The 25,299-nt window shown below is 73.5% G+C and carries 20 protein-coding genes; 14 read left to right on the top strand and 6 right to left on the bottom strand.

Features of this window, described 5'->3' with window-relative positions; translation table 11 throughout:
- Window positions 1–45 precede the first annotated feature (45 nt).
- Window positions 46–1,470 carry a glutamyl-tRNA reductase gene (locus tag DWB68_RS06575; protein WP_119424381.1) on the bottom strand — a complete coding sequence of 475 codons (1,425 nt, stop codon included), beginning with the start codon at window positions 1,468–1,470 and terminating at the stop codon, window positions 46–48.
- A 227-nt stretch (window positions 1,471–1,697) separates the two neighbouring features.
- Between DWB68_RS06575 and hemE the strand changes: the two genes are divergently transcribed.
- The 8 genes from hemE (at window position 1,698) to hemL (ending at window position 10,438) form a co-directional block, all read left to right on the top strand.
- On the top strand, window positions 1,698–2,798 hold the full coding sequence (hemE, locus tag DWB68_RS06570; protein ID WP_119424348.1) for a uroporphyrinogen decarboxylase: 1,101 nt from the start codon (window positions 1,698–1,700) through the stop codon (window positions 2,796–2,798).
- 2 nt (window positions 2,799–2,800) lie between these two features.
- On the top strand, window positions 2,801–4,249 hold the full coding sequence (locus DWB68_RS06565; protein WP_233548647.1) for a protoporphyrinogen/coproporphyrinogen oxidase: 1,449 nt from the start codon (window positions 2,801–2,803) through the stop codon (window positions 4,247–4,249).
- A gap of 83 nt (window positions 4,250–4,332) precedes the next feature.
- Window positions 4,333–5,055, top strand: a complete 723-nt coding sequence (gene hemQ, locus DWB68_RS06560; RefSeq protein WP_119424347.1) for a hydrogen peroxide-dependent heme synthase — start codon at window positions 4,333–4,335, stop codon at window positions 5,053–5,055.
- Window positions 5,052–6,260, top strand: a complete 1,209-nt coding sequence (locus tag DWB68_RS06555; RefSeq protein ID WP_119424346.1) for a ferrochelatase — start codon at window positions 5,052–5,054, stop codon at window positions 6,258–6,260. The genes hemQ and DWB68_RS06555 overlap by 4 nt, the downstream gene beginning before the upstream one ends.
- A complete protein-coding gene (hemC, locus tag DWB68_RS06550) occupies window positions 6,257–7,258 on the top strand; it encodes a hydroxymethylbilane synthase (protein WP_119424345.1) in 1,002 nt (333 codons plus the stop codon). The genes DWB68_RS06555 and hemC overlap by 4 nt, the downstream gene beginning before the upstream one ends.
- Window positions 7,255–8,142: a uroporphyrinogen-III synthase gene (locus DWB68_RS06545; RefSeq protein WP_119424344.1), complete on the top strand. Its 888-nt coding sequence runs from the start codon at window positions 7,255–7,257 to the stop codon at window positions 8,140–8,142. The genes hemC and DWB68_RS06545 overlap by 4 nt, the downstream gene beginning before the upstream one ends.
- A complete protein-coding gene (hemB, locus tag DWB68_RS06540) occupies window positions 8,139–9,119 on the top strand; it encodes a porphobilinogen synthase (protein WP_119424343.1) in 981 nt (326 codons plus the stop codon). Before DWB68_RS06545 ends, hemB begins: the two co-directional genes overlap by 4 nt.
- Window positions 9,120–9,121: 2 nt before the next feature.
- Window positions 9,122–10,438, top strand: a complete 1,317-nt coding sequence (gene hemL / locus DWB68_RS06535; RefSeq protein ID WP_119424342.1) for a glutamate-1-semialdehyde 2,1-aminomutase — start codon at window positions 9,122–9,124, stop codon at window positions 10,436–10,438.
- 334 nt (window positions 10,439–10,772) lie between these two features.
- On the opposite strand, the gene DWB68_RS06530 is transcribed toward hemL, so the two are convergent.
- The 4 genes from DWB68_RS06530 to DWB68_RS06515 all read right to left on the bottom strand — a co-directional run bounded on the left by DWB68_RS06530 (window position 10,773) and on the right by DWB68_RS06515 (window position 14,515).
- Window positions 10,773–11,627 (bottom strand): MetQ/NlpA family ABC transporter substrate-binding protein, encoded by an 855-nt coding sequence (locus DWB68_RS06530; RefSeq protein ID WP_119424341.1) that lies wholly within the window; start codon window positions 11,625–11,627, stop codon window positions 10,773–10,775.
- Window positions 11,628–11,752: 125 nt separating this feature from the next.
- A complete protein-coding gene (locus DWB68_RS06525) occupies window positions 11,753–12,475 on the bottom strand; it encodes a methionine ABC transporter permease (protein WP_407645660.1) in 723 nt (240 codons plus the stop codon).
- A complete protein-coding gene (locus tag DWB68_RS06520) occupies window positions 12,472–13,476 on the bottom strand; it encodes a methionine ABC transporter ATP-binding protein (RefSeq protein ID WP_119424340.1) in 1,005 nt (334 codons plus the stop codon). Before DWB68_RS06520 ends, DWB68_RS06525 begins: the two co-directional genes overlap by 4 nt.
- Window positions 13,477–13,759: 283 nt before the next feature.
- Window positions 13,760–14,515 (bottom strand): 3'-5' exonuclease, encoded by a 756-nt coding sequence (locus DWB68_RS06515; protein WP_119424339.1) that lies wholly within the window; start codon window positions 14,513–14,515, stop codon window positions 13,760–13,762.
- Window positions 14,516–14,578: 63 nt separating this feature from the next.
- On the opposite strand from DWB68_RS06515, the gene DWB68_RS06510 reads away from it, so the two are divergent.
- The 6 genes from DWB68_RS06510 (at window position 14,579) to DWB68_RS06485 (ending at window position 23,676) form a co-directional block, all read left to right on the top strand.
- Window positions 14,579–14,938, top strand: a complete 360-nt coding sequence (locus tag DWB68_RS06510; protein ID WP_119424338.1) for an MGMT family protein — start codon at window positions 14,579–14,581, stop codon at window positions 14,936–14,938.
- A 66-nt stretch (window positions 14,939–15,004) separates the two neighbouring features.
- Window positions 15,005–18,268 (top strand): ATP-dependent helicase, encoded by a 3,264-nt coding sequence (locus DWB68_RS06505; RefSeq protein WP_119424337.1) that lies wholly within the window; start codon window positions 15,005–15,007, stop codon window positions 18,266–18,268.
- Between the two features lie 53 nt (window positions 18,269–18,321).
- Window positions 18,322–21,894: an ATP-dependent helicase gene (locus tag DWB68_RS06500; protein WP_119424336.1), complete on the top strand. Its 3,573-nt coding sequence runs from the start codon at window positions 18,322–18,324 to the stop codon at window positions 21,892–21,894.
- A gap of 5 nt (window positions 21,895–21,899) precedes the next feature.
- Window positions 21,900–22,454, top strand: coding sequence for a PH domain-containing protein (locus tag DWB68_RS06495; RefSeq protein ID WP_119424335.1), 555 nt, complete (start codon window positions 21,900–21,902; stop codon window positions 22,452–22,454).
- 125 nt (window positions 22,455–22,579) lie between these two features.
- Window positions 22,580–23,137 carry a hypothetical protein gene (locus tag DWB68_RS06490; RefSeq protein WP_119424334.1) on the top strand — a complete coding sequence of 186 codons (558 nt, stop codon included), beginning with the start codon at window positions 22,580–22,582 and terminating at the stop codon, window positions 23,135–23,137.
- On the top strand, window positions 23,137–23,676 hold the full coding sequence (locus DWB68_RS06485; protein ID WP_119424333.1) for a hypothetical protein: 540 nt from the start codon (window positions 23,137–23,139) through the stop codon (window positions 23,674–23,676). Before DWB68_RS06490 ends, DWB68_RS06485 begins: the two co-directional genes overlap by 1 nt.
- An 11-nt stretch (window positions 23,677–23,687) precedes the next feature.
- Here DWB68_RS06485 and DWB68_RS06480 read toward each other — a convergent pair whose 3' ends face one another.
- Window positions 23,688–25,121 carry a phosphotransferase gene (locus tag DWB68_RS06480; RefSeq protein ID WP_119424332.1) on the bottom strand — a complete coding sequence of 478 codons (1,434 nt, stop codon included), beginning with the start codon at window positions 25,119–25,121 and terminating at the stop codon, window positions 23,688–23,690.
- Between the last annotated feature and the right edge of the window lie 178 nt (window positions 25,122–25,299).

Here is a 25,299-nt window from a genome sequence, read left to right as displayed (position 1 = left end):
GAAGCGGTGGGGTCGGGACCACGATGCCCGACGCCGCGGGGTGGGCTAGGAGGCCTCGGCGGGAGGGTGCGGGGCCGGGCACTCGACGTCGGCCAGCGCCTCGGCGGAGGCGGCGGGGGAGACGGGGGAGACGGGCTCGGGCCGGGCCGCGGCGAGGGCAGCCGCCTCGGGGCTCGCGGCGGCGCGGGCCTGCGCGGCGGTGTTGCCGCGGCGCGTGGCGGCCGTGGGTACCTCGATGCCGTAGAGCGCGCTGAGGGCGTCGGTGTACTCGTCGATGCGGCCCTCCTCCGCCATCTCGCGGGCGCGGACGGTGGGGATGTGCAGCATCTGCTTGACCATGCGGCGCATGGCGAACTCGACCTCTTCGCCGGCGGCGGTGCAGCCGTGCTGGGCCCGCACCTTCTCCACCTCGGACTCGAGGACGGCCTGGGTGTGGCGGCGCAGGGCCACGATGGCGGCGTCCGCCGTGCGCTGGCGGCGCTCGCGCTCGAAGGCCTCGGTGGCCTCGGAGACGATGTGGCTCGCCTTGCGCACCGAATCCAGCTGCTCGCCCGGGGCGGCCATGCGGACCGACTCGAGGGTCAGGAGGGAGACGTGCTCGAGCGAGTCGAGCTCGGGGTCGAAGTCGCGGGTCAGCGCGAGGTCGATGGCCACGAGCGGGCGGGAACCGCGCTGCAGCTCCTCGAGGTCGGAGGCCATGATGCGGTGGGCGCCGCCCGAGCAACCGATGATGACGTCGGCGCGCACGAGCCACTCCGCGAGGGACTCCTCGCTGAGGGCCTCGCCGCTGCGGGCCGCGACAAACTCCTCGGCACGGCCCGAGGCGGAGTAGACGCCCACGGCGCGGGCGCCGCGCTCCTGGAGCAGCTTGAGGGTGGCGCCCGCGTAGGCGCCGGTGCCGAAGAGCACCACGGTCCGATCGGCCCACGAGCCGGGCTCGACGTCCTCGGCGAGGTCGAGCGCCACGGAGACAATGGACTTGCCGCGCGAGCCGAGGGTGGTCGAGGACTGCACCTGCTTGGCCGTGCGCGAGGCGCTCTGGAAGAGCTTGGTGAGGTTGCCGGTCACGGTCCCGGAGGCCTGCGCCTCGATGAGCGCGCGCTTGACCTGGCCGGCGATCTCGCGCTCGCCGACGACGGCGGAGTCGAGGCCGGCGCCCACGGAGAAGAGGTGGCGCGCCACCTCGGCGCCCGTGCGGGTCGTGAGGGCGGAGGAGACGAGGTCTCGCTGCACGCCGGAGTGGTTGGCGACCGTGTCGACCACCGCCGCGCGGGCCGCGTCGACCGCGTCGGCGTCCTCCGCCTCGGCGTAGATCTCGAAGCGGTTGCAGGTGGCGAGCACCACGGTGCCCTTGAGCGCGGGGAACTGCGCCACGGCGGTGGGGTCGAAGGCGGAGGCCGCCGCGGAAAGCCGCGCGACGGTCTCCAGATCGAGCTCCGCATGGGAGGCAATGAGGGACATCAGGACCACAATCGACACAGTGTAGTCGGCTCCGGGGCCGCCCGCCGGTGAGGTCAGCCTCACTTGGGGCCGCGCCGCGAACCCTCGCATCGTCTCCGCGTGGAGACCTGTTGCCCCGCATCCGCGTCCTGGCGCGGATGCGCCGCGGCCCCCTCTTCTACGGGTGGTAGAAAAAATGCTGTCGCCGCGCCGCGCCCATTTCGTCAAGGGGTGTCCCGCGCGGCAGAATGGCAAGCATGACGCTTCGTGGATCCCACCCCCTCGTGTCCGGAACCACCGCCAACGCGCCGCTGATCGCCGCCATGACCGGCCGTACGCCCTCGCGGCGTCCCGTGTGGTTCATGCGCCAGGCCGGTCGCTCCCTCCCGGAGTACCGCGAGCTGCGTGCCGGAACGGACATGATCGCCTCCTGCCTGGATCCGGCCATGGCCAGCGAGATCACGCTGCAACCCGTGCGCCGCCACGATGTGGACGCCGGCATCTTCTTCTCCGACATCGTGGTCCCGCTGCAGCTGGCCGGCCTCGACGTCACCATCAAGCCCGGCGTCGGCCCCGTCTTCGGCGAGCCCATCAACACGCCCGAGCAGGTCGCGGCGCTGCCGCGCCTCGACGCCGCCGCGCTCAATCCCATCCGCGAGGCGGTGCGCCTCACGGTCGCCGAGCTCGGCTCCACGCCGCTCATCGGCTTCGCCGGTGCGCCCTTCACGCTGGCCGCGTACATGGTGGAGGGCAAGCCGAGCCGGGATCACCTGGGCCCCCGCCGCCTCATGCACGCCGATCCCGAGACCTGGGCCGGGCTCGCCGACTGGGCCGCCGACATCTCCGGCGCGTTCCTCAAGGCCCAGATCGAGGCGGGCGCCTCCGCCGGTCAGCTCTTCGACTCGTGGGGCGGCTCGCTCTCCCCGGCCGACTACCGCCGCTACGTGCTGCCGTCCTCGACCCGGGCCCTGGCCCCCGTCAAGGAGCTGGGTGTTCCCCTCGTGCACTTCGGCGTGGGCACGGGCGAGCTGCTCGCCGACATGAACCGCGCCGGCAACACCGTCATGGGCGTCGACTACCGCGTGCCCCTCGACGAGGCCGAGGCCCGCCTGGGCGGCGGCGTGCCGCTGCAGGGCAACATCGACCCGGCCCTGCTCGGCGCCGGTTGGGACGCCCTGCGCGAGCACACGATCGACGTGCTGGCCCGCGGTGCTGCGGCCCCCGGCCACGTCGTCAACCTGGGCCACGGCGTGCCGCCGGACGCCGACCCCGAGGTGCTCACGCGCCTCGTCGAGTTCATTCACTCGGTGCCCGTGGGCGCCGATCCCCGTTCGTTCTCAGCGTTGAAGGAGGCCTGAGCGTGTCCCGCCTGACCGATCGCCTCCAGTCCCTGGCCGCCTCCCGCAAGGCGACCGTCCCCTCCCAGGCCCCGGCCGCCGTCGTGCTGGGGGCCGGCGTGGCCGGCCTCGTCGCGGCGCGCGAGCTCGCGCTGCTCGGCTACGAGGTGAGCGTCCTGGAGGCGGGCGAGCCGGGCGGGCGCGTCAGCGCACACGTCGTGGACGGGCTGAGCCTCGACGCCGGTGCAGAGTCCTTCGCGACCCGCAACGACGCCGTGGCCCGCCTGGCCGGCGAGCTCGGCCTGGAGATCGTCTACCCTGCGCCGTCCCCGGCGTGGCTGCACGCCGGCCCCGGCCGCGACGTGCCCCTGCCGCGCAGCGGCGTGGTGGGCATCCCCGGCGACCCGCGCGAGGCCGACGCCATCGCGGCGCTCTCCGCCGAGGGCGCAGCCCGCGCCGTACTTGACCTCGAGACCCCGGTGCAGCCCGAGCTGCTCGAGGGCCCCGTCTCGCTCGGCGAGCTCGTCCGCGTGCGCCTGGGCCAGGAGGTCCTCGAGACCCTCGTGACCCCCGTGGTCTCCGGCGTGCACTCCGCCGATCCCGAGGCGCTCGACGCCGACGCGATCGCCCCCGGCCTGCGCGCCGCCCTCGAGCGCGAGGGCTCGCTCAGCGCCGCCGCAGCCTCTCTGCGCGCCGCGGCCCCCGCCGGTTCGGCCGTGGCCGGCCTGCGCGGCGGCATGAACACCCTCGTGACCGCCCTCGTGGCCGACCTCCAGGCCCGCGGCGTGCACCTCATCACGGGCGCCGAGGTGGAGCACGTGGAGCGCGAGGAGAACGGCGCGTGGCATGTGAGCGTCGGCTCGGACGTGCTCGACGCCGAGCGCCTCGTCGTCGCGACCGACGGCCCGCGCGCCGTCGAGCTGCTCTCCGGGGCCGTGCCGGGCCTCGCCGCCCTGCGCCCCGAGGAGGGCGCTGGCGTGAGCCTCGTGACCCTCGTGGTGGACCTTCCGGACCTCGACGTCGCCCCGCGCGGCACGGGCGTGCTGGTCGCCCCCGGTGCCCCCGATGTCGTCGCCAAGGCCCTGACGCACGCGACCGCCAAGTGGCCCTGGCTCGCGGAGCTGGCCGGCCCCGGCCGTCACGTGCTGCGCCTGTCGTACGGCCGCCTGACCGACGAGGCGGCCCGCGTGGCCGACGCCGACGACGAGACGCTGCTCAAGCAGGGCCTCGCCGACGCCGCCACCCTGCTCGGGGTGCAGCTGGGCGGGGCGGACGTCCTCGGCTGGGACGTGGTGCGCCACCACGGTGCGCTGCCGATGGCCACGCTGGGCCACCGCGATCGCCTGCAGGCCATCTCCGGCCTGCTGGCACCCGTGCCCGAGCTCGACGTCGTGGGGGCCTGGCGCTACGGCACCGGCCTCGCCGCCGTCGTCTCCTCCACCCGCCAGGCCCTGGGCCTCAGCGCCCGCTAGACCACCTGCCCCGGTGCACCCGGGAGCAGCCAAGCCCGCGCGGCCCGCCCCGGCCGCGCGGCAGGAAGAAAGGTAAGGACTCGATGTCCGAGACCGGATACCGCCCGGAGAACTCCTCACCCGTGCTGGCCGAACGCTCCCGCGAGGGCGAGCACACGCTGCACTTCACCGTATGGGCAGTGCTGGCGCGCACCGAGGTGCGCGAGCACAGCGAGGCCGACGCGAGCGCCTTCGAGGCCGCCGCCGGCGAGCTGGCCGACGGCGTCACCCTGCGCGGCGTCTACGACGTCTCCGGCATGCGCGAGGACGCCGACCTCATGCTGTGGCTGCACGGCTCCTCCTTCGAGTCCCTGCAGGCGGCCCTGCGCACCCTGCGCCGCACCGAGCTGCTGGCCGGCACGGACCTGGCCTTCTCCTTCTTCGGCGTGCACCGCGAGGCCGAGTTCTCCAAGGACCACTCGCCGGCGTTCGCGCGCGGCACCGAGGCAGGGGAGTGGCTCACGGTCTACCCCTTCGTGCGTTCCTACGACTGGTACATGCTTGACGCCAAGGAGCGCGGCAAGATGCTGCGCGATCACGGGATCCTCGGCCGCGACTTCCCGACCGTCCAGGCCAACACCGTCGCCTCCTTCGCCCTGGGCGATTGGGAGTGGATCATCGCCCTCGAGGCGCCCGAGGTCATCGACCTCGTGGACATGATGCGCCACCTGCGCTACACCGAGGCGCGCAATCACGTGCGCGAAGAGGTTCCGTTCTACACCGGGCGCCGCATCAGCGCCCTCGAGGCCGTGGAGGTCCTGGCATGAGCGAGTTCACTTTCGATCCCCGTGAGGGCTACGACGAGAACGGGCGCATGGAGCCCAAGGCGTACGACGCCCTGATCCTTTCCTCCTTCGGTGGCCCCGAGGGCCAGGAGGACGTGATCCCGTTCCTGCGCAACGTCACGGCCGGCCGCGGCATCCCGGACGAGCGCCTCGAGGAGGTCGCGACCCACTACCGCGCCAACGGCGGCATCAGCCCCATCAACGCGCAGAACCGCGAGCTCAAGGCAGCCATCGAGGCGGAGCTCGCCACGCGCGGCATCGAGCTTCCCGTCCTGTGGGCCAACCGCAACTGGGATCCCTACGTGGCCGAGGTGCTCGAGGAGGCCTACGAGGCCGGCCATCGCCGCCTCCTGGTGCTCGCGACCTCCGCCTACTCCGGCTACTCCTCGTGCCGCCAGTACCGCGAGGACTACGGTGTGGCCCTGCGCGAGACGGGCCTCGAGGGCAAGCTCGAGGTGGACAAGATCCGCCAGTACTTCGACACCCCCGGCTTCGTGGAGCCCTTCGTCGGCGACCTGGCGACGGGCCTGGCCGACGTCCGCGCCCAGCTTGCCGCCCGCGGCGAGGAGGGTGCCCCGATCCACATCGTGTTCACGACGCACTCCATCCCGCAGACCGACGCCGACGCCGCGGGCCCGCGCGATCTGGCGGCGTCCATCGACACGGACGTGTACTCGTACCAGCACCTGGCCGTGGCCCGCGAGATCCTCTCCCGCGTGCCCTCCGCCGAGGGCGTCGACTGGTCGCTCGTCTTCCAGTCCCGCTCCGGCGCCGCGCACGTGCCGTGGCTCGAGCCCGACATCAACGATGCGATCGAGGAGTACGCGGCCGCCGGCACACGCGGCGTCGTGATCGTCCCGATCGGCTTCGTCTCCGATCACATGGAGGTCGTCTGGGACCTGGACACCGAGGCCAAGGAGACCTCCGAGGGCCTGGGTCTCGCGTTCCACCGCGTTCCGACCCACGGCACGCACCAGGCCTTCGTCTCCGGCGTGGTGGACCTCGTCGAGGAGCGCCTCGCGGGCCCCGACGGCAAGGCCCTGCGCGAGGGGCGCGAGTCCTGCGTCCCGGGCGGCCCCTGGTACGACGTCTGCCGCCCGAACTGCTGCGTCAAGCAGATGCGCGACGGCACGTTCAAGCCGACCATCGCGGCGGTCGACTCCGAGGTGGGGGTCCCGCAGGCGTGAGCGGTTTCCGCATCGGCACCCGCGGCAGCGCCTTGGCCACGACCCAAACGGGTCACGTGGCCGAGGCGCTGCGGCGCGCCGGGGCCGGTGAGGCCCAGACGATCATCGTGAAGACCGAGGGGGACGTCGTCACCGGGTCCCTCGCCTCGCTCGGCGGCACCGGCGTCTTCGCCGCCGCGTTGCGCCAGCGCGTCCTGGACGGCGAGGTGGACGTCGCCGTCCACTCGCTCAAGGACCTTCCGGTGCTGCAGCCGGAGGGGCTGTCCATCGCCGCCATCCCGGCGCGCGTCGACGTTCGCGACGTCCTCGTGGCCCGGGACGGGCTCACGCTCGACACCCTGCCCACGGGCTCCGTGGTGGGCACCGGCTCGCCGCGGCGCGCGGCGCAGCTCCTGGCCGCCCGCCCCGACCTGAAGGTCAAGGACATCCGCGGCAACGTCCCCACGCGCCTGCGTCGGGTCAAGGGCCTGGAACTGGAGCACGACGACAGCGCCTCGGTGGGCCGCGAGCACGCCGGCGATCTCGACGCCGTCGTCCTGGCCGGCGCCGGCCTGGACCGGCTGGGGCTCGAGCGCTTCATCACGGAGCGCATCGACCCCATGGTCATGCTTCCCGCCCCCGGGCAGGGGGCGCTGGCCGTGGAGGTCGCCACGGGCACGTTCGCGCGCGACGACGAGTTCACGCGGGCCCTGGCCTCGCTGGACGACGACGCGACGCGCCTGGCCGTGACGGCCGAGCGCGCGCTGCTCAACCGGCTCGAGGGCGGCTGCGCCGCCCCGCTCGGCGCGCTCGGCCTGCCCGGCCGGGCCGGTTTCCTGCGCCTCGACGCCGTGGCCGTGAGCCCGGACGGCTCCCGCATGCTGCGCCGTTCCCTGGGCGGCGAGGTGCTCTTCGAGGCCGACGCCGTGGCCCTCGGTCACGCGCTGGCCGACGAGCTGCTCGGCCTGGGCGCGGCCGGCCTCATGGGCACCGGCCCCGCCGAGGGCGGCGCCAAGTGAGCACGGCGATGGGCGGGCCGCGCGTGGCCGTGCTGCGCAGCGAGGACAGGGCGGCGCCGTTGGCGCACGCCCTGGTCGAAGCCGGCGCGGTGCCGGTCCTGTGCCCGCTCATCGCCAACGAGCTTCCGGCTGACCCGGAACAGCGCGTGTTCCTCGCGGAGCAGCTCGCGGCCCTCGCGGAGGGCCACTTCGCGTGGGTCGCCTTCACCTCCGTGAGCACTGTGCGGGCCCTCGTCGCCATCGCTGGCGAGGCGGGGGAGGGGCAGGACACCGCGCTCAAGGTGTCCGCCGTGACCAAGGTGGCGGCCGTCGGCAAGGCCACGGCGCGGGCCCTCGAAGCCGCCGGCGTCACCGTTGATCTGCTCCCGCACGCTGAGCATTCTGCCCGCGGCCTGCTGGCCGAGTGGCCCGTGCCCGAGGACACGGCCTTCGCCGCCGTCCTGTTGCCCGCCGCCGATCTCGCGGCCCCCACGCTGCGCGACGGCCTGCTGGAACGGGGCTGGCGCCCCGTTGACCTCATGGCGTACCGCACCGTCGACGCCCCGGGGGACCCGGAGCTCTTGCTCAGCGTGCCGGTGCCCGGCCAGCCGGCCGTGGCCGCGCCGTCGGGCCTTGAACGCCTCAGCCCCGCCGAGCTGGCGGCCGCCCTCGCGGCCGGCACGCTCGACGCCGCGATCCTGACCTCCCCCTCCACCGCCCGGCGCGTGGCCGTCCTCCTGGACGGGCGCGAGAGCGCCACGGGCTTCATCGCCATCGGCCCGCGCACGGCCAAGGAGGCGCTGGCCCACGGCCTGCGCGTCGACGCCGTCGCCAAGACCACCGATCCCGCCGGCCTGGCCGGCGCCCTTGCGGCCCGAGAGGCCGCCGAAAGGAAGCAGCCGTGAGTTTCCCGACCCACCGCCCGCGCCGCCTGCGGCGCACCCCCGCCATCCGCTCCCTCGTCGCCGAGACGAGCATGGCCCCGCGCCAGCTCATCCTCCCGGCGTTTGTCCGCGAGGGCGCCACGGCCAACATCCCGATCTCCTCGATGCCGGGCGTCGTCCAGCACACGCTGGATTCGCTCAAGGCCGAGGCCGCCCGCGCCGCGGAGTTGGGACTCGGCGGCATCATGCTCTTCGGCGTGCCTGCGCAGCGCGACGCCGTGGGCTCCGGTGCCGTTGACCCCCACGGCATCCTCAACCGCGCCATCGCCGAGGTGAAGGCCGAAGTGGGCGACGCCCTGCTCGTCATGGGCGACGTCTGCCTCGACGAGTTCACGGATCACGGCCACTGCGGCGTGCTCGCCGCCGACGGCTCGGTGGACAACGACGCGACCCTGGAGATCTACGGCCGGATGGCCGTGGCGCAGGCCGAGGCCGGTGCCGATGTGCTCGGCCCCTCCGGCATGATGGACGGCCAGGTCGCCGTGATCCGTCAGGCCCTGGACGAGGCTGGCCACCAGGACACGCTCATCATGGCCTACGCCGCCAAGTACGCCTCGGCGTTCTACGGCCCGTTCCGCGAGGCCGTCGACTCCCAGCTCAAGGGCGATCGCCGCACCTACCAGATGGACCCGGCCAACCGCCGCGAGGCCCTGCTCGAGGTGGAGCTCGACCTGGAGGAGGGCGCCGACATCGTCATGGTCAAGCCCGCCATGGCCTACATGGACATCCTGGCCGATGTCGCCGCCATGAGCCCCGTGCCCGTGGCCGCCTACCAGATCTCCGGCGAGTACTCGATGATCGAGGCCGCCGCCGCGAACGGCTGGATCGACCGCCGTGCCGCCATCGAAGAATCCGTCCTGGGTCTGCGCCGCGCCGGCGCCGACCAGGTGCTCACCTACTGGGCCGCCGAGCTCGCCCAGTGGCTCAAGGAAGGCTGATCATGACCACCAACGCCCAGGAATTCGCCTCGGCCCAGGCCATCATGCCCGGCGGCGTGAACTCTCCCGTGCGCGCCTTCGGCTCCGTGGGCGGCGTGCCGCCGTTCCTCGTGGACGCCCACGGCGCCCACGTCACCGACGTCGAGGGCAAGCAGTACGTCGACCTCGTCATGTCCTGGGGCCCCGCGCTCCTGGGCCACTCGCACCCCGCCGTCATCGAGGCCGTGCACCGCGCCGTGGACCACGGTCTCTCCTTCGGCGCCTCGACGGCGGACGAGTCCAAGCTCGCCCGCCTCATCGCGAACCGCATGGGCGGCGTGGAGCGCGTGCGCATGGTGTCCACCGGCACCGAGGCCACCATGACGGCCATCCGCCTGGCCCGCGGCTACACGGGCCGCGACCTCGTCATCAAGTTTGCAGGCAACTACCACGGCCACGTCGACGCGCTGCTGGCCGCCGCCGGTTCCGGCCTGGCCACGCTGGCCCTGCCCGGCTCGGCCGGTGTGCCCGCCGCCGTGACGGCCGAGACGCTCGTGCTGCCGTACAACAACCGCGAGGCGCTCGTCGCCGCGTTTGCCGAGTTCGGCCCGCGCATCGCCGCGGTCATCGCCGAGTCGGCGCCGTGCAACATGGGCGTCGTGGCCCCGGAGGACGGCTTCAACGCCTACCTGCGCGAGATCACGGCCCAGCACGGCTCGCTCCTGATCATCGACGAGGTGCTCACGGGCTTCCGCGCCTCCGACGCCGGCTACTGGGGCCTCACGGGCCGCGTGGAGGGCTGGGTCCCCGATCTCTTCACCTTCGGCAAGGTCATCGGCGGCGGCATGCCCGCCGCTGCCATCGGCGGCCGCCAGGAGGTCATGGAGCACCTGGCCCCGCTGGGCCCGGTCTACCAGGCCGGCACGCTCTCCGGTAACCCCGTGGCCACGGCCGCCGGCATCGCCACGCTGGAGCACGCGAGCTCCGAGGTCTACGCGCACATCGACGCCCGCTCTTTGCAGCTGCAGGACGAGCTCACGGCGGCCTTCAATGCCGCCGGCGTCGACCACTCCATCCAGGTGGCGGGCAACCTCTTCTCGGTGGCCTTCGGCACCTCGGATGCCGGCGTGCACAACTACGCCGACGCCCAGGCCCAGGAGGGCTGGCGCTACGCGCCGTTCTTCCACTCGATGCTCGAGTCCGGCGTCTACCTGCCGCCCTCCGTCTTCGAGGCGTGGTTCCTCTCCGCGGCCCACGACGACGCGGCCATGGACCGCATCGTCTCGGCGCTCCCGGCCGCCGCGGCGGCGGCAGCGGCTGCCGAGGCCCCGCAGGACTGAACCGGCGGGCCGCACGGCCCACGGAACGCGGCACGACTGCGGGTGGCCACCACCCGCCGTCGTGCCGCATTTTCTGTGCCCTCCCGCCCTTCTGCGCCCCGCCGACCCCGCCGACCCCCCCGCCGACCCCGACGACCCCCCGCCGACCCCGCCGACCCCGCCCGATCGGAGTGCGAAATGTCGTGTTTTCGCCCGAAAAGGCGACATTTCGCACTCCGATCGGGGGGAGGCTCGGTGAGAGTGTCCGACGGCACGTGGGCGCGCAAAAGGGCCGGTTCCCCCAGCGGGGGAACCGGCCCTTTGCCTTGATACCGCTCGAGTCGAGCGGAGGGGATCAGAACGCCGGGATGACGTTCTTATCAGGCCAGGTCTTCTCGATGTAGGCCTTGACCTCGGCGGAGTGCAGGAGCTCGTCGAGCTTCTTGATCGCCGGGGTCTCCTCGCCCTCGCGCCACACCAGGAAGTTGGCGTAGGGGTTGTTCTCGGCGGACTCGACGGCGATTGGCTTCAGGTCGATCTTGGCGCTGAGCACGAAGTTGCCGTTGACGATGGCGGCGGCGACCTTAGGATCCTTGATCTGCTGCACGACGACCTCGGGGTTCATCTCGTTGAAGACGAACTTCTTGGGGTTCTTCTCGGCGTTGGCGTCGCCGGAGATCGCCAGGGCGGTGTCGGTGTCAGTGATGTTGTTCAGCACGCCGGCGTCCTGCAGCACCTTCAGCGAACGCACCTGGTTGGAGGCGTCGTTCGTGATGGCGATGGTGGAGCCCTCCGGGAGGTCCGCGGCGGAGGTGTACTTGTCCGAGTACGCCGAGATGGGCTCCAGGTGGATGCCGGCGCCGTGGGCGAACTTGTAGCCCTTCTCCTCGGACTGAGCCTTCAGGTACGGCTCGTGCTGGAAGTAGTTGGCGTCGACCGACTTGTCCTGCAGGGAGGTGTTCGGCGTGATGTAGTCATCCATCTCGACGATGTCGAGGGTGATGCCCGAATCCTTGGTCAGGTTGTCCTGAACGAACTGGAGGATCTGCGCGTGCGGGATGGGCGAGGCGGCGACCTTGACTGTGACCGGCTTGGTCGGATCCAGGGCAGAGCCGGAGGAGGACGCGGCGGGGGTACCGCCACCACCGCAGGCGGACAGGGCGAGGGCGGCCACGGCCGCGATGGCCGCGAACGAGAACTTCTTGCGCACGGTGAGTGCTCCTTGAGTGACGGGCCGGGATCGGGGGAACCGATGCTCCGGCGGTGGTGCAGCTGGCGGCTACCTGCTGCGGCCCCGGCTTGCGGCCGGGAAAACGAGGGGCCGGGCCGTGGGGCCTAGCGGTGGTCGACGAGCCGCGTGAGGCGGTCGCCGATGAACTGGATGAGCTGAACCAGCACGATCATGATCACGAGGACGACGAGCATGATGCCGACCTCGAAGCGCTGGTAGCCGTAGTTGTAGGCGAGGCGACCCAGGCCGCCGCCGCCGATGAGTCCGGCCATGGCCGAGTAGCCAACCAGCGTCACGACGGTGGTGGTGATGGCCGCGACGAGCGCGGGGCGGGCCTCGGGGAGGGCCACCTTGCTCACGAGCTGCCAGCGCGAGGAGCCCATGACCGCCGCGGCGTCCAGCTTGCCTCGATCCACCTCGCGCAGCGCCGCCTCAACGAGGCGGGCGAAGAACGGGACGGTGCCGATCGTGAGCGAGACGCTCGCGGCCATGGGGCCGAGCGAGGTACCGACGATGAGGCGCGTGAAGGGGATCAACGCCAGCATGAGGATCGCGTACGGAATCGAGCGCGTGATGTTCACGATGATCCAGGACAGGACCACGTTGACCACGCCGTCCAGCCACTTGGGCAGGATGCCGCCGCGGGCGCCGGCCCACAGCAGCACGCCGAGGGCCAGGCCGATGATGACGGTGGCCACGCCCGCCACGAAGACCATGGTCAGGGTCTCGCCGAGCGCGGTCCAGATGACCCCCCAGATGGCCGGCTGGGTCAGGGGTTCCCACATATCGCCGGCGGTGGGGACGAGGGCCGAGATAACGGCGCTCATGCGGCCACCTCCGAGACGACGGGATCGCTCACCTGAGCGCCCTGGGAAACCAACGTTGACTTGACGGCGGCGACGTCGGCGCCGGCCGGGAGGGCCACGCGCAGGCGGGACACGCGGCCGCCGGCCAGCGTCTCGATGCTGCCGGCCAGGACGGCGACGTCAGAGCCGACGATGCGCGAGGCCTCGGCAACAAACGGGCGATCGACGGCCTCGCCGACGGCGAGGATGTCGAGGGCGGTCTCGCCGGCGCGCAGGGGCGTGAGGGCGAGCGCCGGAAGCGGCACGAGCTGCCGCGTGAGCTGGCCGTTGGCCGCCACGACGTTCTCGACGGAGCCGGTCTCCACGATGGTGCCGGACTGCAGGAGGGATACCGAGTCGCAGAGCGTCTTGACGACGCTCATCTCGTGCGTGATGACGAGGACGGTCAGGCCCAGGCGATCGCGGACGTCGCGGATCAGCTGGAGGACCTCGGCCGTCGAGTTCGGGTCGAGCGCGGAGGTCGGCTCGTCGCAGAGCAGGACCTTGGGGTCGGCGGCGAGGGCGCGGGCGATGCCGACGCGCTGCTTCTGGCCGCCGGAGAGCTGGGCCGGGTAGGCGGACTCGGTGCCCTTGAGCCCCACGAGCTCGAGGAGCTCGGCGGCGCGGGCGCGCCGCTCCGCGCGCTTCACGCCGGCGATCTCCAGCGGGTAGGCCACGTTGTCGAGGGCAGTGCGGGCGTCGAAGAGATTGGCGTGCTGGAACACGAGGCCGATGCTGCGGCGGGCGTTCTGCAGTTCGGCTCCGCTCAGGCCCGCCACATCGGCGCCGTCGATGGTCACGGTTCCCGAGCTGGGCGTCTCCAGCAACGTCAGGCAGCGAACGAGGGTCGACTTTCCTGCGCCGGACTGGCCGACGATGCCGTGAATCTCGGCGTCGGCGACGGAGAGCGAGACGTCGTCCAGGGCGCGCACATTGCGCCCGGCGGAGACGAACTCCTTGCTCAGATGGGAAACGGTGATCACGGGTGGGCAATCCTTCGGGTGGGGTCGGTGAACCGGCCCCCATTGAACCATTGCCGAAGAATATCGACCGAATCGTCACCTTGATCGACGATCATGCACCTACCGCCGGGTAATTACCTGAATCGGTGGGGTGATCGGCGGAAAAGCACGGCCCTTGCCGAAGGATTGCGAAGTACTTGTTGCGCGGCAACGTCCCCCGAGCCGCCCGGGCGGCCATGAGGAACGTCACACGGCGTCACAGCGCCGGCGCCTCGGCCAGCGCCGATCGGCGCCCGGGCGTGGCTCAGTCCTCGCGGGGGCCGAACGCAGCACGCGGCCAGGCGGCGTCCACCGTGGCCGCCGGATCCTTGCGGCGCAGGTAGTCCTGGAAGTTCTCGGCCCACGCGCGCTGCCAATTCACCTGCGCGCCGTGCAGGGCCAGCGGGTCCACCTGGACCTCGCGGGGATAGCGGCGGGCGATCGCGTCGGCGACGCCGATGGTCGCGAGGGCGTCGGCGGCGGAGGTGTGGGCGTCCACGAGCGAGACGCCGTAGTGCTCGCACATCACGCCGAGGGTGCGCTTGCCGCGGCGGTACTTGTCCACCGCGCGGTCGATCACGAGGGGATCGATGACGGGGGAGGGCTCCAGGCTCGGCACCCCGTAGCGGCGCGACTCCTCCTCCAGGACCGTGAAGTCGTAGGGGGCGTTGAAGACCATGACGGGCATGGTCTGGAGCAGGGCGCGCAGCAGCTCCGCGATTTCCGCGGTGGCCTGCGCCGGGTCCTGGCCCTCGGCCTGGGCCTTGGCCGTGGAGATGCCGTGCACCGCCGTGGCCTCCTCGGGGATGGGCACGCCGGGGTTCACGAGCCACTCGTGATGCTGGAGCATCTCGTCACGGCCGTTGACGATCACCACGGACGCGGTCACGATGCGGGCGGTGCGCGGGTCCTTGCCCGTGGTTTCCAGGTCGAAGGCGGCGCGCGGCAGTTCGTGCCACGGGGTGCCCTCCGTCCCGGCGAAGAGGAAGGCGTCCTGGGAGGGGGATTCGTGCTCGGCCATTCCCCCACGTTATCGCAGGGCGCCGACACCCGGGCCTGGCCGGGCGGCGCTAGCGTGGGGGGCATGCCTGCCTTTCCCGACCCCGAGAGCATCGACGAGGCCGTGTACCGCGTCCTCGAGGCCGTGCCGGCCGGAAGGGTGACCTCCTACGGTGCCGTCGCCGAGCTGCTGGGCCTGAGCACGCCGCGGCGCCCCGCGGCGGCGATGCGCCGCGCGCCGGACGGATTGCCCTGGTGGCGCCTGATCCGCGCCGACGGGACGCTGCCTCCCACCCTGCTGGCCCGCGCCAGGGAGCACCGGGAGCGGGAGGGGACACCGCACGGGACGCTCGGCGCGCAGCCAAGCGCGCGCTGGGAGCCCACCCCGGAGGAGGTCGACGCGATCCTCGCCCGCCTCGACGAGCTGCGCGAGCCCTCCGCCTGAGCGCACCGAGCGCGCACCGAGGGTGTCGCGGGTCGAAGCGTCGGCTCGGGGTGATGAGATAGGGCGGTGAAGACTTCCGACGCCCCCGCGCCCCACCGCCTTCCCGAGGCGCTGAGCGCCCCCGGTCACGGCCCGCACGTCGTCATCGGTGGGCCAGGCACGGGCAAGACCACCCTCGCGGGTGAGCTCGTCATGTCGCGTCTGCGCGGCGGGGCCCCGGCCGAGTCCATCCTCGTCCTGGTCCCGAGCCGCACGGCGGCCGAACGGCTGCGCGACGAGCTCGCGCTGCGCTCCGGCGTCACCTTCTCCGAGCCGGTGGTGCGCACCTACTCCGCCTACGCCTTCGACCTCATCCGCCGCGCGCGCGAGGCCGGCCTGCTGCCCCTCGTGACCCGCCCGCCGCGCCTGCTCTCCGGGCCCGAACAGGACGCCCTCATCGGCGAGCTGCTGCGCGGCCACGCCCAGGACGGCGGCGGACCGGCCTGGCCCGCCGAGCTCGGCGAGGCCGTGGGGACGCGCGGCTTCCGCCGCGAGGTGCGCGAGTTCCTCGACCGCGCCGCGGAGCACGGCGTCGACGCCCACGAGGTCCAGCGCCTCGCCGCCGCGTGCAACGTGCCCGAGTGGGACGCGGCCGCCGCCTTCGTGCACGAATACGCGCAGGTCTCGGCCCTCGCGAGCGCCGAGGCCTTCGAACCGGCCGAGCTCGTCGCCCTCGCCCTGCGCCTGCTCACGGAGCATCCGAGCCTCGCCGCCGCCGAGGATGAGCGGCTTGGCCTCCTGATCGTCGACGATCTGCAGGAGGCCACGCCCTCGCAGCACCGCCTGGTCCACCGCCTGGCGCGCGGCCGCGACGCGGTGCTCCTGGCCTCCCCGGACACCGTGGTCCAGGGCTTCCGCGGCGCCCGCCCCGACCTCGTGCGCCAGGCACCGGAGGCGATCGGCACCGACGGCCCGGCGCCGGTGCTGGAGCTCACGGCCCAGCACCGCCTGCCGGCGCCGATCGCCGCGACCGCGCGCCGTCTCGCCCTGCGCCTTCCCTCGCCCTGGGGCGAGGTGGGCCGGCGCTGGGACGCACAGCCCGACGTCGTGCCCTCCTGCCAGCCGGAGGGCGACACCCGGCCCGACGCCGGGGAGACCCCGGCCGGGGTCGACGTGCGGCTCGTCGCCGCGCCCGTCCACGCCCGCCGCCTCGTCTCGCGTCACGTGCTCGAGGCCCACCTGAGCCACGGCGTGCCGTACGACGACATCGCCGTCATCGTGCGCTCCGGCTCGCAGGTCCAGGAGACGGCGCGCGCGCTGGGCCTCGACGGCATCTCCACCGAGGTGCCGCCCGTCGAGACGGCGCTGCGCGACGAATCGGCCGTGGCGCCGCTGCTGTCCATGCTCGAGCGGGCGGCCGGCGCGCCGGGTCCCCGCGAGCGCGGGCGTCTGGCCGCGCTGGCCGACGCCGCGGCCGTCGAGTCGATGCTCATGGGCCCCTACGGGCGCGCCACGAGCCTGGACGTGCGCTCCCTGCGCCAGCTGCTGCTCGCCCACGAGCGGGCGGCCGGCGGGGAACGTAGCTCCACCGACCTCATCGCGGCGCTCCTGGACGGGGACCCGGCCGGGCGCGAGGGTGAACGCGCCGACGAACTCGCGAGCCTCGGCCCCGTGGCCCTGCCCGCCTACCGCCTCGTGCTCATGCTCGACGCCGCGCGCGCCCACCTCGCCTCCGATCACACGGCGGCCACGGCCGTGTGGGCCGTGTGGGAGGCCGCCGGCGCCTCGGATCGCTGGCGCAAGCAGGCGCTCGAGGAGCGCGGCCTGCGCTCGGACCGCGCGCACCGCGACCTCGACGCGGTCCTCGCGCTCTTCCAGGCCGCCGAGCGCTTCGGGGACCAGTTCCCCGGCGCCGGCGTGGCCCGCTTCATCGAGCACGTGCGCAGCCAGGACCTGCCCATGGACTCCCTGGCCAGGACCGGCGCCGCGGGAGGCCGCGTGCGCGTGCTCACGCCGGCGGCCGCTGCGGGCCTCGAGTTCGACACCGTCATCATCGCCGGGCTGCAGGAGGGGCAGTGGCCCACCACGGGCCTGCGCGGCCAGCTGTTGCGCTCCGACGACCTCGTCACGGTCCTCGAACACGGGCCGGACGCCCTGCGCGGCGCGAGCGTGGGGGAGAAGCTGCGCGCGGTCCGCGACGACGAGCTGCGCCAGTTCCTCACGGCGATCACGCGCGCCACGCGCGCCGTGCATCTCGTGGCGGTCCAAGACGAGGAGTCGACGCCCTCGAGCTTCCTCGAGCTCGTGCGCGCGCCGCACGCGCCGGAGCCGGTGGTCTCCGCCGTGCCGCGCCCGCGCACGCTCAGCACGCTGACCGCCCTGCTGCGCCGGACGGTGGAGGAGGTGCCAAGCGAGGAACTGGCGGCCGACGCCGCGGGGGTGCTTGCCCTGCTCTCGCTCGCCGACCCCGCGGTGCGCGGCGCCGACCCGGCCTCCTGGTGGGGCCTGGCCCCGCTCTCCTCGACCGACCCGGTGGTGCCGGACGGCGGGCAGGTGCGCGTCTCTCCCTCCAAGGTGGACGCCGTGCTCTCCTCGCCCCTGAACTGGTTCGTCTCCGCCGCCAACGGCCTCCCTCCCGCCGACCTGGCGCGCAGCCTCGGCACCCTGGTGCACGGCATCGCCGAGCGGCTGCCCGCCGCGGGGGAGGAGGAGCTCATGGCCTCCCTCGAACGCCACTGGCACGAGCTGGAGCTGCCGGAGAACTGGGAGGGAAACCGGGAGCACGAGCGGGCCGCGCGCATGATGACGCGGCTTGCGCAGTACTACGCGCTCGTCGCCGAGAAGGATCGCGTGGCCGTGGGGCTCGAGCAGGGCTTCTCGGTGCCGCTCGCACCGCGCGAGGAGGGCGGCCACCCCGTCAAGCTCACGGGCTCCATCGACCGCGTGGAGGTCGGTGAGGACGGCCGCCCCGTCATCATCGACCTCAAGACCGGCAGGTCGCTGCCCACCAAGGCGGAGGCCGAGCGCCACCCGCAGCTGGGCACCTACCAGGCCGCCATCCGCGCCGGGGCGCTCGCCGAGTTTGCGCAGGGTGAGCCGCGGCTGACCCAGCCCACGGAGCCGGCCGGTGCGGCGCTCGTGGCGATCGGCAAGGAGACCGTGAAGGTCTCGATCCTGGAACAGGCAAGCGTGACGGCCGAGGACGATTGGGCCACCGGCCTGGTTCACGACGCCGCGGCCCTCATGGCCCGGCCCGACTTCGCCGCGCTGCACGAGGGCACCAACTTCAGGTGCTCGCTGCCCGGGGTGTGCCCGATCTGCGCCGAGGGACGGCAGGTGACCGAGCCGTGAGCCCGCGCGACTCCTCCCGCCCCTCCCCGACCCCGTCAGAAGCAGGTGCCCCCATGAGCCAGTCCCCCTCCGCCGCGGACATCGACGTCCGCGACCCGGCCCAGCTCTCGGCGGCCCTTCGCAATCACCCGCCCACGCAGCAGCAGCGCGCCGTCATCGTCTCGCCGCTCGAGCCGCTGCTCGTCGTGGCCGGCGCGGGTTCCGGCAAGACGGCGACCATGGCCGACCGCGTGGTGTGGCTCGTGGCCAACGGCCTCGCCCGCCCCGAGGAGATCCTCGGCGTGACCTTCACGCGCAAGGCCGCCGGCGAGCTCGCGGCGCGCCTGCGCAACCACCTGGCCGCGCTGCGCGGCACGGGCCTGGGGGCGCTCGCGGGGGAGGATGCGGGGGACCTGGGCATGGATCCCTCCGTCTCCACCTACCACTCCTTTGCCCACACCCTCGTGGCCGAGCACGGCATGCGCCTGGGGCTCGAGCCGGACGCGCCGCTGTGGGGGCCGGCCCAGTGCTGGCAGCTCGCCACGCGCGTGGTGGACGCCTACGACGGCCCGCACGAGGATCTCGGCGCGCGTTCCACGCTCATCGACGCGGTGCTCAACTACGCGGGCCAGGCCGCCGAGCACCTCGTGGACCCGGCCGACACGATCGAGTGGCTGCAGGAGCGCGCCGACCGCATCGAGGAGCTGCCCTTCGGGGCCACGGCCCGCAGCAAGAATCCCATCGACCTCATCGGGACGCTGCGAGCCCGCGCGATCGTGGCCCGGCTGGCCGGGGACTACGCACAGGCGAAGGCCAAGCGCGGCGTCATGGACTACGGCGATCTTGTGGCCTTCGCGGCCCGGCTCGCCGAGCGTCCCGAGGTGGCCGCCGCCTACCGCTCGCGCTACAAGGTGGTGCTGCTCGACGAGTTCCAGGACACCTCGCACGCGCAGATCGAGCTCTTTGCTCGGCTCTTCGCCGACGGCCGCCACGCCGTCACCGCCGTGGGCGACCCCAACCAGTCGATCTACGGCTTCCGCGGCGCGAGCGCCGGGCAGCTGGCGGCCTTCCGCGATCGCTTCACGCTGAGCCTTCCCGGAGGCGAGACCCGGCCGGCCGGCCACCTGGAGCTGACCACTGCCTGGCGCAACGACGTCGCGCTCCTGGCCGCCGCCAACGCCGTCTCGGCGCCCATCAGCGGGCGCCTGCCCGGGCTGGAGGGCCGCGGGGCCGCGGCCCCGGAACCCGCGGCGGAGGTGCCCGACGACGCGGCGCAGCCGCAGGCGCGCGAGCTCGCCCCGCGCGTCGTCACCCTGCCGCGGCCGGCCCGCCTGGGCGTGCCCGAGCTGACGCCCCGCCCGGACGCGACGCCGGGGCGGCTCGTGCTGGCCCGGCTCGAGAGCACGGAGGAGGAGGCCGAGGCGCTCGCCGAGTTCTTGCTGGTGGAACGCGAGGCCTTCCGCGCCGCCGACCGCCACGGGGCGTGGCCGAGCGTCGCCGTGCTGACGCGCAAGCGCGCGAGCATGGAGCCCATCGCCCAGGCCCTGCGCGAGCGCGGCATCCCCGTGGAGATCGTGGGCCTGGGTGGCCTGCTCGCCACGCCCGAGGTCCAGGACGTCGTGGCCACGCTGCGGGCCCTCTCCGATCCCGGGCGCTCGGACGCGCTCCTGCGGCTGCTCGCCGGCGCGCGCTGGCGCATCGGCCCCGCCGATCTCATGGTGCTCTCCGACTTCGCCGAGTTCAGGGCCAGGCGCCGCGCCTGGGCGGCGGCGCACCTCGTCGCCGCCGACTTCGACACACCCGACGGCGCGCGCCCCGAGGACCGCGGCCACGCCGACGGCCCCGAGGTGATCGAGAAGCCGAGCCTCATCGAGGCGCTCGAGAACCTGCCCTCGCGCTCGTGGACGTCCTCGGCCGGGCGCACGCTCGGGGAGGCCGCCCACGCGCGCCTGTCCGCCCTGCGCGACGAGCTGCGCCGCCTGCGCCTGCTCACGGGCGAGGAGCTGCCGCTGCTCGTGAGCGAGATCGTGCGCACGCTTGGCCTCGACGTGGAGCTCGCGGCCAAGCCCGGCCTCGAGCCGCAGGCCGCGCGCCGCCACCTCGACGCCTTCGCGGACGTCGTGGCGCACTTCGACGGCGGCGACGACGCCCCGGACATCACCACCTTCTTGGAGTGGTTGGAGGCCGCGAGCGAGAAGGAGGGAGGCCTGCCCACCGTGCCGGAGCCGGCCACGGACGGCACGGTCCAGATCCTCACGGTGCACGCCTCCAAGGGCCTCGAATGGGACATCGTGGCCGTGCCGGCCATGAACACTGGCACCTTCCCCAGCTCGCGCGTGACCCGCTGGACCTCCGGCTCCACCGAGCTGCCCTGGCCCTTCCGCGGCGACCGGCACGAGCTGCCGCAGTTCACCGCGCTCGAGGATCCCTCCGCCGTGGCCGAGCATCAGGCCGAGCTGCGGGACCTCGAGGAGGGAAAGAAGGACGCCAAGACCAAGGAGGTCATCGAGGGCTACCGCCACGAGGTGGCCCGCCACGCCGAGCGCGAGGAACGCCGGCTCGCCTACGTTGCGCTGACCCGCGGGCGCGGCCTGCTGTGGTGCTCGTCGACGCGCTTCAACGGCACGAACAAGGAGCCAGTGGCGCCGTCGGTCTTCTTCGAGGACCTCCTGCCCCTACTCGAGTCGCAGGACGGCGAGCCGCTCGCCGTCCGCGGGCCCTGGACCGAGACGGAGGAGTCGCCGGACACGAACCCAGCGGCGGGCGAGGCGCTGCGCGGCGAGTGGCCCTACGACCCGCTCGCCGGGCCCATCATCACGCGTGGGGAACGCGAGCCGGAGGCCCCGGCCTTCAGCCGTCGTGCGGCCATGGAGGCCGCCGCCGCCGACGTCGCCGAGCTGCGCGCGCAGCTGCTGGCCGGCGCCGGCATCCCGCAGCCTCGGTCCGCGGACGGTGAGGAGTGGGACCGCGAGGCGCGGGCCCTCCTGGCCGAGCGTGCAGACGCCGCGAAGCCCGTGGCGCTGCTCCCGCCCGCCCACGTGCGCGCCTCGCTCTTCGTCGAGGCGGCGGATAACCACGAAGCGGTGGAACAGGACCTGCGCCGCCCCGTGCCGCACCGCCCGGGGGTCGCCGCGCGTCAGGGCACCGTCTTCCACGCCTGGGTCGAGGAGCACTACGGCCGCGTGGGCATGTTCGACCTGGACGACGAGGAGTTCTTCGCCGACGTCGCCGCCGTGGACGGTCCGGTGCTCGATGGGCTGCGCGAGAAGTTCCTCGCCTCCGAGTGGGCCCAGCGCCAGCCGGTCTTCGTGGAGGCTCCAGTGGAGACGCGCATCGGCCCCGTCAGCGTGCGCGGCCGCATCGACGCCGTCTTCCGCACGGCGGACGGTCGCTGGGACCTCGTGGACTGGAAGACCGGCCGCGTCCCGAACCCCACCGAGCTGCCCAAGAAGGCCCTGCAGCTGGCCGTGTACCGGCTCGCCTGGTCGCGGCTGAAGAACATCCCGCTCGAGTCCATCGACGCGGCGTTCTACTACGTAGCGGACGGGCGCACCGTGCGCCCCGAGCGGCTCGACGATGCCGAGGCGCTCGAGGCGATCATCTCCGGCCTGTTCGATGCCGCGCAGGCGCCCGGCGGCGGGTCCTAGGGCACATGGCTCGCTTCGAGGGCGACCACGAGCGCATTGACGTGCCGCCGGGCCTGCGGCGGCGCGTGGTGCTCGTGAGCGTCCTCGTCGCCGCCCTGAGCTGCGCCTCCGTGCTCATGGCCGCCGGGGTGCTGCCGGAGAACGCCCTCGATTGGCCCCCGTGTCGCGCGGCCTGCGAGACCACGTCCGAGGACGAGGGAAGCGCGGCGGAGGAGTTCGACGCCACGGGGTTCGCGATCGTCTCGGCGGTGTTCGTCGCCGTGGGGCTCGCCTCGCTTGCCCTCGGATTCCGCTTCCAGCGCTGCGGCGTCGACGTGTCCGAGAGCCGGGTCCGGGTCCGCGCCGTCCTGCGTGACCGTACCATCCCCAGGGAGGCGGTCGAGGGCATCCACACCGCCAGCGCGTGGTGGCCCACGCTGTGGTGGACGGATGCGGCCGGGGGCCAGCACTCGATGCTGCTGGCCGCCTTCGCCCAATCGCGGGACACCCCACCCGGCCTGGCCGATGCCATCGACGCTCGGCTGGACCGGCTCGCCGTGCTGCTCGGCGACCTGGGCTAGCGGCGAGCCGGGGCGCGAACGGCCGGCCCGGCGGGCTCCCGCGCGGGCCGGGGAGTCCCCGCCTACACTGGGCCAACCGAAGTGATCGGCGGGCCGGGCCCGCACCGTGCACCAGGGGGGAACGCATGGACGGCTACAGCGTGGGGGACCGCGGCGCGACCGTGAGGATCGGCGTACCGAAGGGCGCCAGGGTGCTGCTCTGGATCGTCATCGGGCTGCTCGGCGGCGTGGGGGCGCTGCTGTTCCTCTTCGGCGCCGTCTCGCAGGCCAGGGGGACGGGGGATCAGATCTCCTCCGGAGGGGCGCCGGCCATGATGGGCGTCGGCGGCGTGTTCCTGCTGCTCGTCCTCTTCATCTACTTCGCGCTCCTGCGCCAGAGCATCAAGGTCACGCAGCACGAGGTGATCGTGCGTGGACAGCTCGGCTCGTTGCGCGTGGCGCGCGCCGACGTGGTGGGCGTGGCCGCGTCGCCGGGCGAACCGGCCTACCTCGTGTGGCGCGATCGCCGCGATCCCACGGGCCGCACGGTCCTCACCAAGCAGCTGGGGCTCGCGAGCGCCGATCCGAGCTCGGCCGGCGCCTTCGTGGCCAGAGCCGAGCGGGCGCAACAGAAGCTCATCTCGGTGCTCGGCTACTGCGAACTCCCGCGCTCCGAGTGGCGTCATCGGGAACCGCGGGCCTGATGGAGTCCGCCGCGGCGCAGCGCGTGAGGCTGCGCCCCCATCTCATGTTCCGCGTGCTCCAGGCCGTGCTGCCCTGCGCGCTCGGCGTGCTTCTCGTCCGCTCTGGCGCGCTGGTGTGGGTCGTCCGCGTCCCGGCGTGGCTCGGCGGCGGGGACCCCTTGCCTGGATGGGCGCCCGGCACGCTGAGCGCCGAGCTGCCGTGGGGCGAGAAGCTCACGGCCACCGTCGCCTGCGTGGCCGGCGGCGCGGCGTTGCTGTGGCTTGCGTGGCGGATGCTCACGCGGCGCGTCGACATCACCCCGCGGGCGGTCGAGGTGCGCGGCCTCGCGCGCACGGTGCGCGTGGATCGGCGGGTCATCGCCGGTCTGCAGGAGAGCGGCTGGCAACCCCCGGTCCTGCTCGTCGAAACGGCGCCGGGCAGCGGGGAGTTCGGGGGCCTCGAGCTGGCGGCCTTCCGCCGCCGCTGGCGCCCGCTCGGGTGGTTCAACGCCGACCACGAGCGGAAGCTCTCGCAGCTGGATGCGGCGCTTCGGCGCTGAGGCGAGCGGGGCTAGGAGCGCTTGGTGTGGTCCTCTGGCCGCACCACGGCGATCGCCTCCGTCGGCGGTTCCGCCACGTCGGCGTCGGTGATGACGGCACCGGCGGCATCGTCGTCGGCTTGGCCCTCGCCGGGCTCCTCCGAGTCGCTCGCCGCGGCGGCACCGTCGGCGCTGCGCTCCTCGGCGGCCGGGGCGTTCTTCGGGGCCGCGTCCGCCTCGTCCACGTCGGCAGGCTGTGCGTCGTCCTCGGAGCGCTGCTCCTCGGGGGCCTGCGCATCGCCGGCTCCGGACGGTTCGTCTTCTGAATCGATGACCTCGGGCGCCGTCGCCTCGTTTGCGGAATCTTCGGCCAAAGGCTCCTCGGGCTCCGGCGCCGAGGCCGCAGCCTCGGCGGCCTCCGGCTCCGCCCCGCGCTCACCGGACCCGGCGGCGGAAGGCGCCCCCGCGTCGTCGAGCACCTGGACCTTGGCGACGGGCGCCGCAGCGGCCGGGCGCTCCGGAGCGGCCTCGACGAGGCCGATGGGCTTGTCGCCGAGCTCGCGGAGGTTCGCGTCCAGCTCGTTGAGCAGCGCGACCGCCTCGTCGATGCGCGCCTGGTCCCCGCGCGTGACGGCGCGGGCGAGCCAGCGGGCCAGCGCGAACTCGGCGGCCAGCGTCGCGCGCGTCATGAGGTGCGGATCGGCCTTGTCTCCGCGCCAGGAGCTGTAGGCCTCCACGATGCGGTCGATGACGCGCTGGTCCTCGAGCGCGAGGAGCCAGGCCAGGTCTTCGGCGGGGTCGCCGACGTGCAGATCCGACCAACCGGTCACGGCCACGAGCCGGCCCTCGTGCACGAAGAGCTGCTCCTCGTGCAGATCGCCGTGGACGGCGCAGGCGTTGAAACGCCAGAGCGAGACGTCCTCCATGGCCGCCTCCCAGCGGCGCAGGAGACGGGCCGGGACGAGGCCGCTCGCCGCGACCTGGTCCAACTCGGAGAGCCGGGCGCGCCGGTGCTCCTCGGCGTTCTCGCCGGACAGTCCGGCGCGCTCGAGCGTCTCGCGATCCATGGCGTGGATCGCGGCGATCGCGCGGCCCACCTGGGCGCCCAGGTCGTCGGGGTGCGCGGCGAGCTCGTCGAGACCCAGCACGTGTCCATCGAGGTGGTGATAGACGAAGGTCTTCAGCTCCCCGCGGCGCACCGTACCGGCCACGGAGGGCACGGAGAAGGGGAGGGTGGCGCGGATGGCCGGCGAGAGTCCGCCGAGGGCGCGCAGCTCGGTCTCGAGCCGGACGCTGGCCTCGAGGTGGCGGGGGCTGCGCACGCGCCAGCGCCCGCCCTGCGTGTCGATGACGAGCGCGGATGAGAAGTCCTCGCGGTCGTCCGGCAGCCAGCCCACGCTGGTGGCGCTGAGCCCGGGGACGGCGGCGGTGGCGACGGCGGCGAGGTCGAGAGGGGAGCGCTTCACGTGCCCACCGTACGTGCTTGTGCGGGCCCGCGGACCGGGAAACCCCGGCGCGTCGCGCTTTGAGTGTGCGGCGGGCGTCGTGTGAGCCTCCCCTCACAGGCCCCGAAGAGGGCGCAGTTGCGCCCCCGCGGCGCGTCCCGATGGAGGCCGCGTCGCCCCGGCGGACTACCGTGGAGAC

The organism is Galactobacter valiniphilus (genome assembly GCF_003575975.1).
In the GTDB taxonomy this organism is placed as follows: Bacteria; Actinomycetota; Actinomycetes; order Actinomycetales; family Micrococcaceae; genus Galactobacter; species Galactobacter valiniphilus.
Note: the sequence above shows the minus strand (reverse complement) of the source record. Positions and strands in the feature narration are given on the sequence as shown.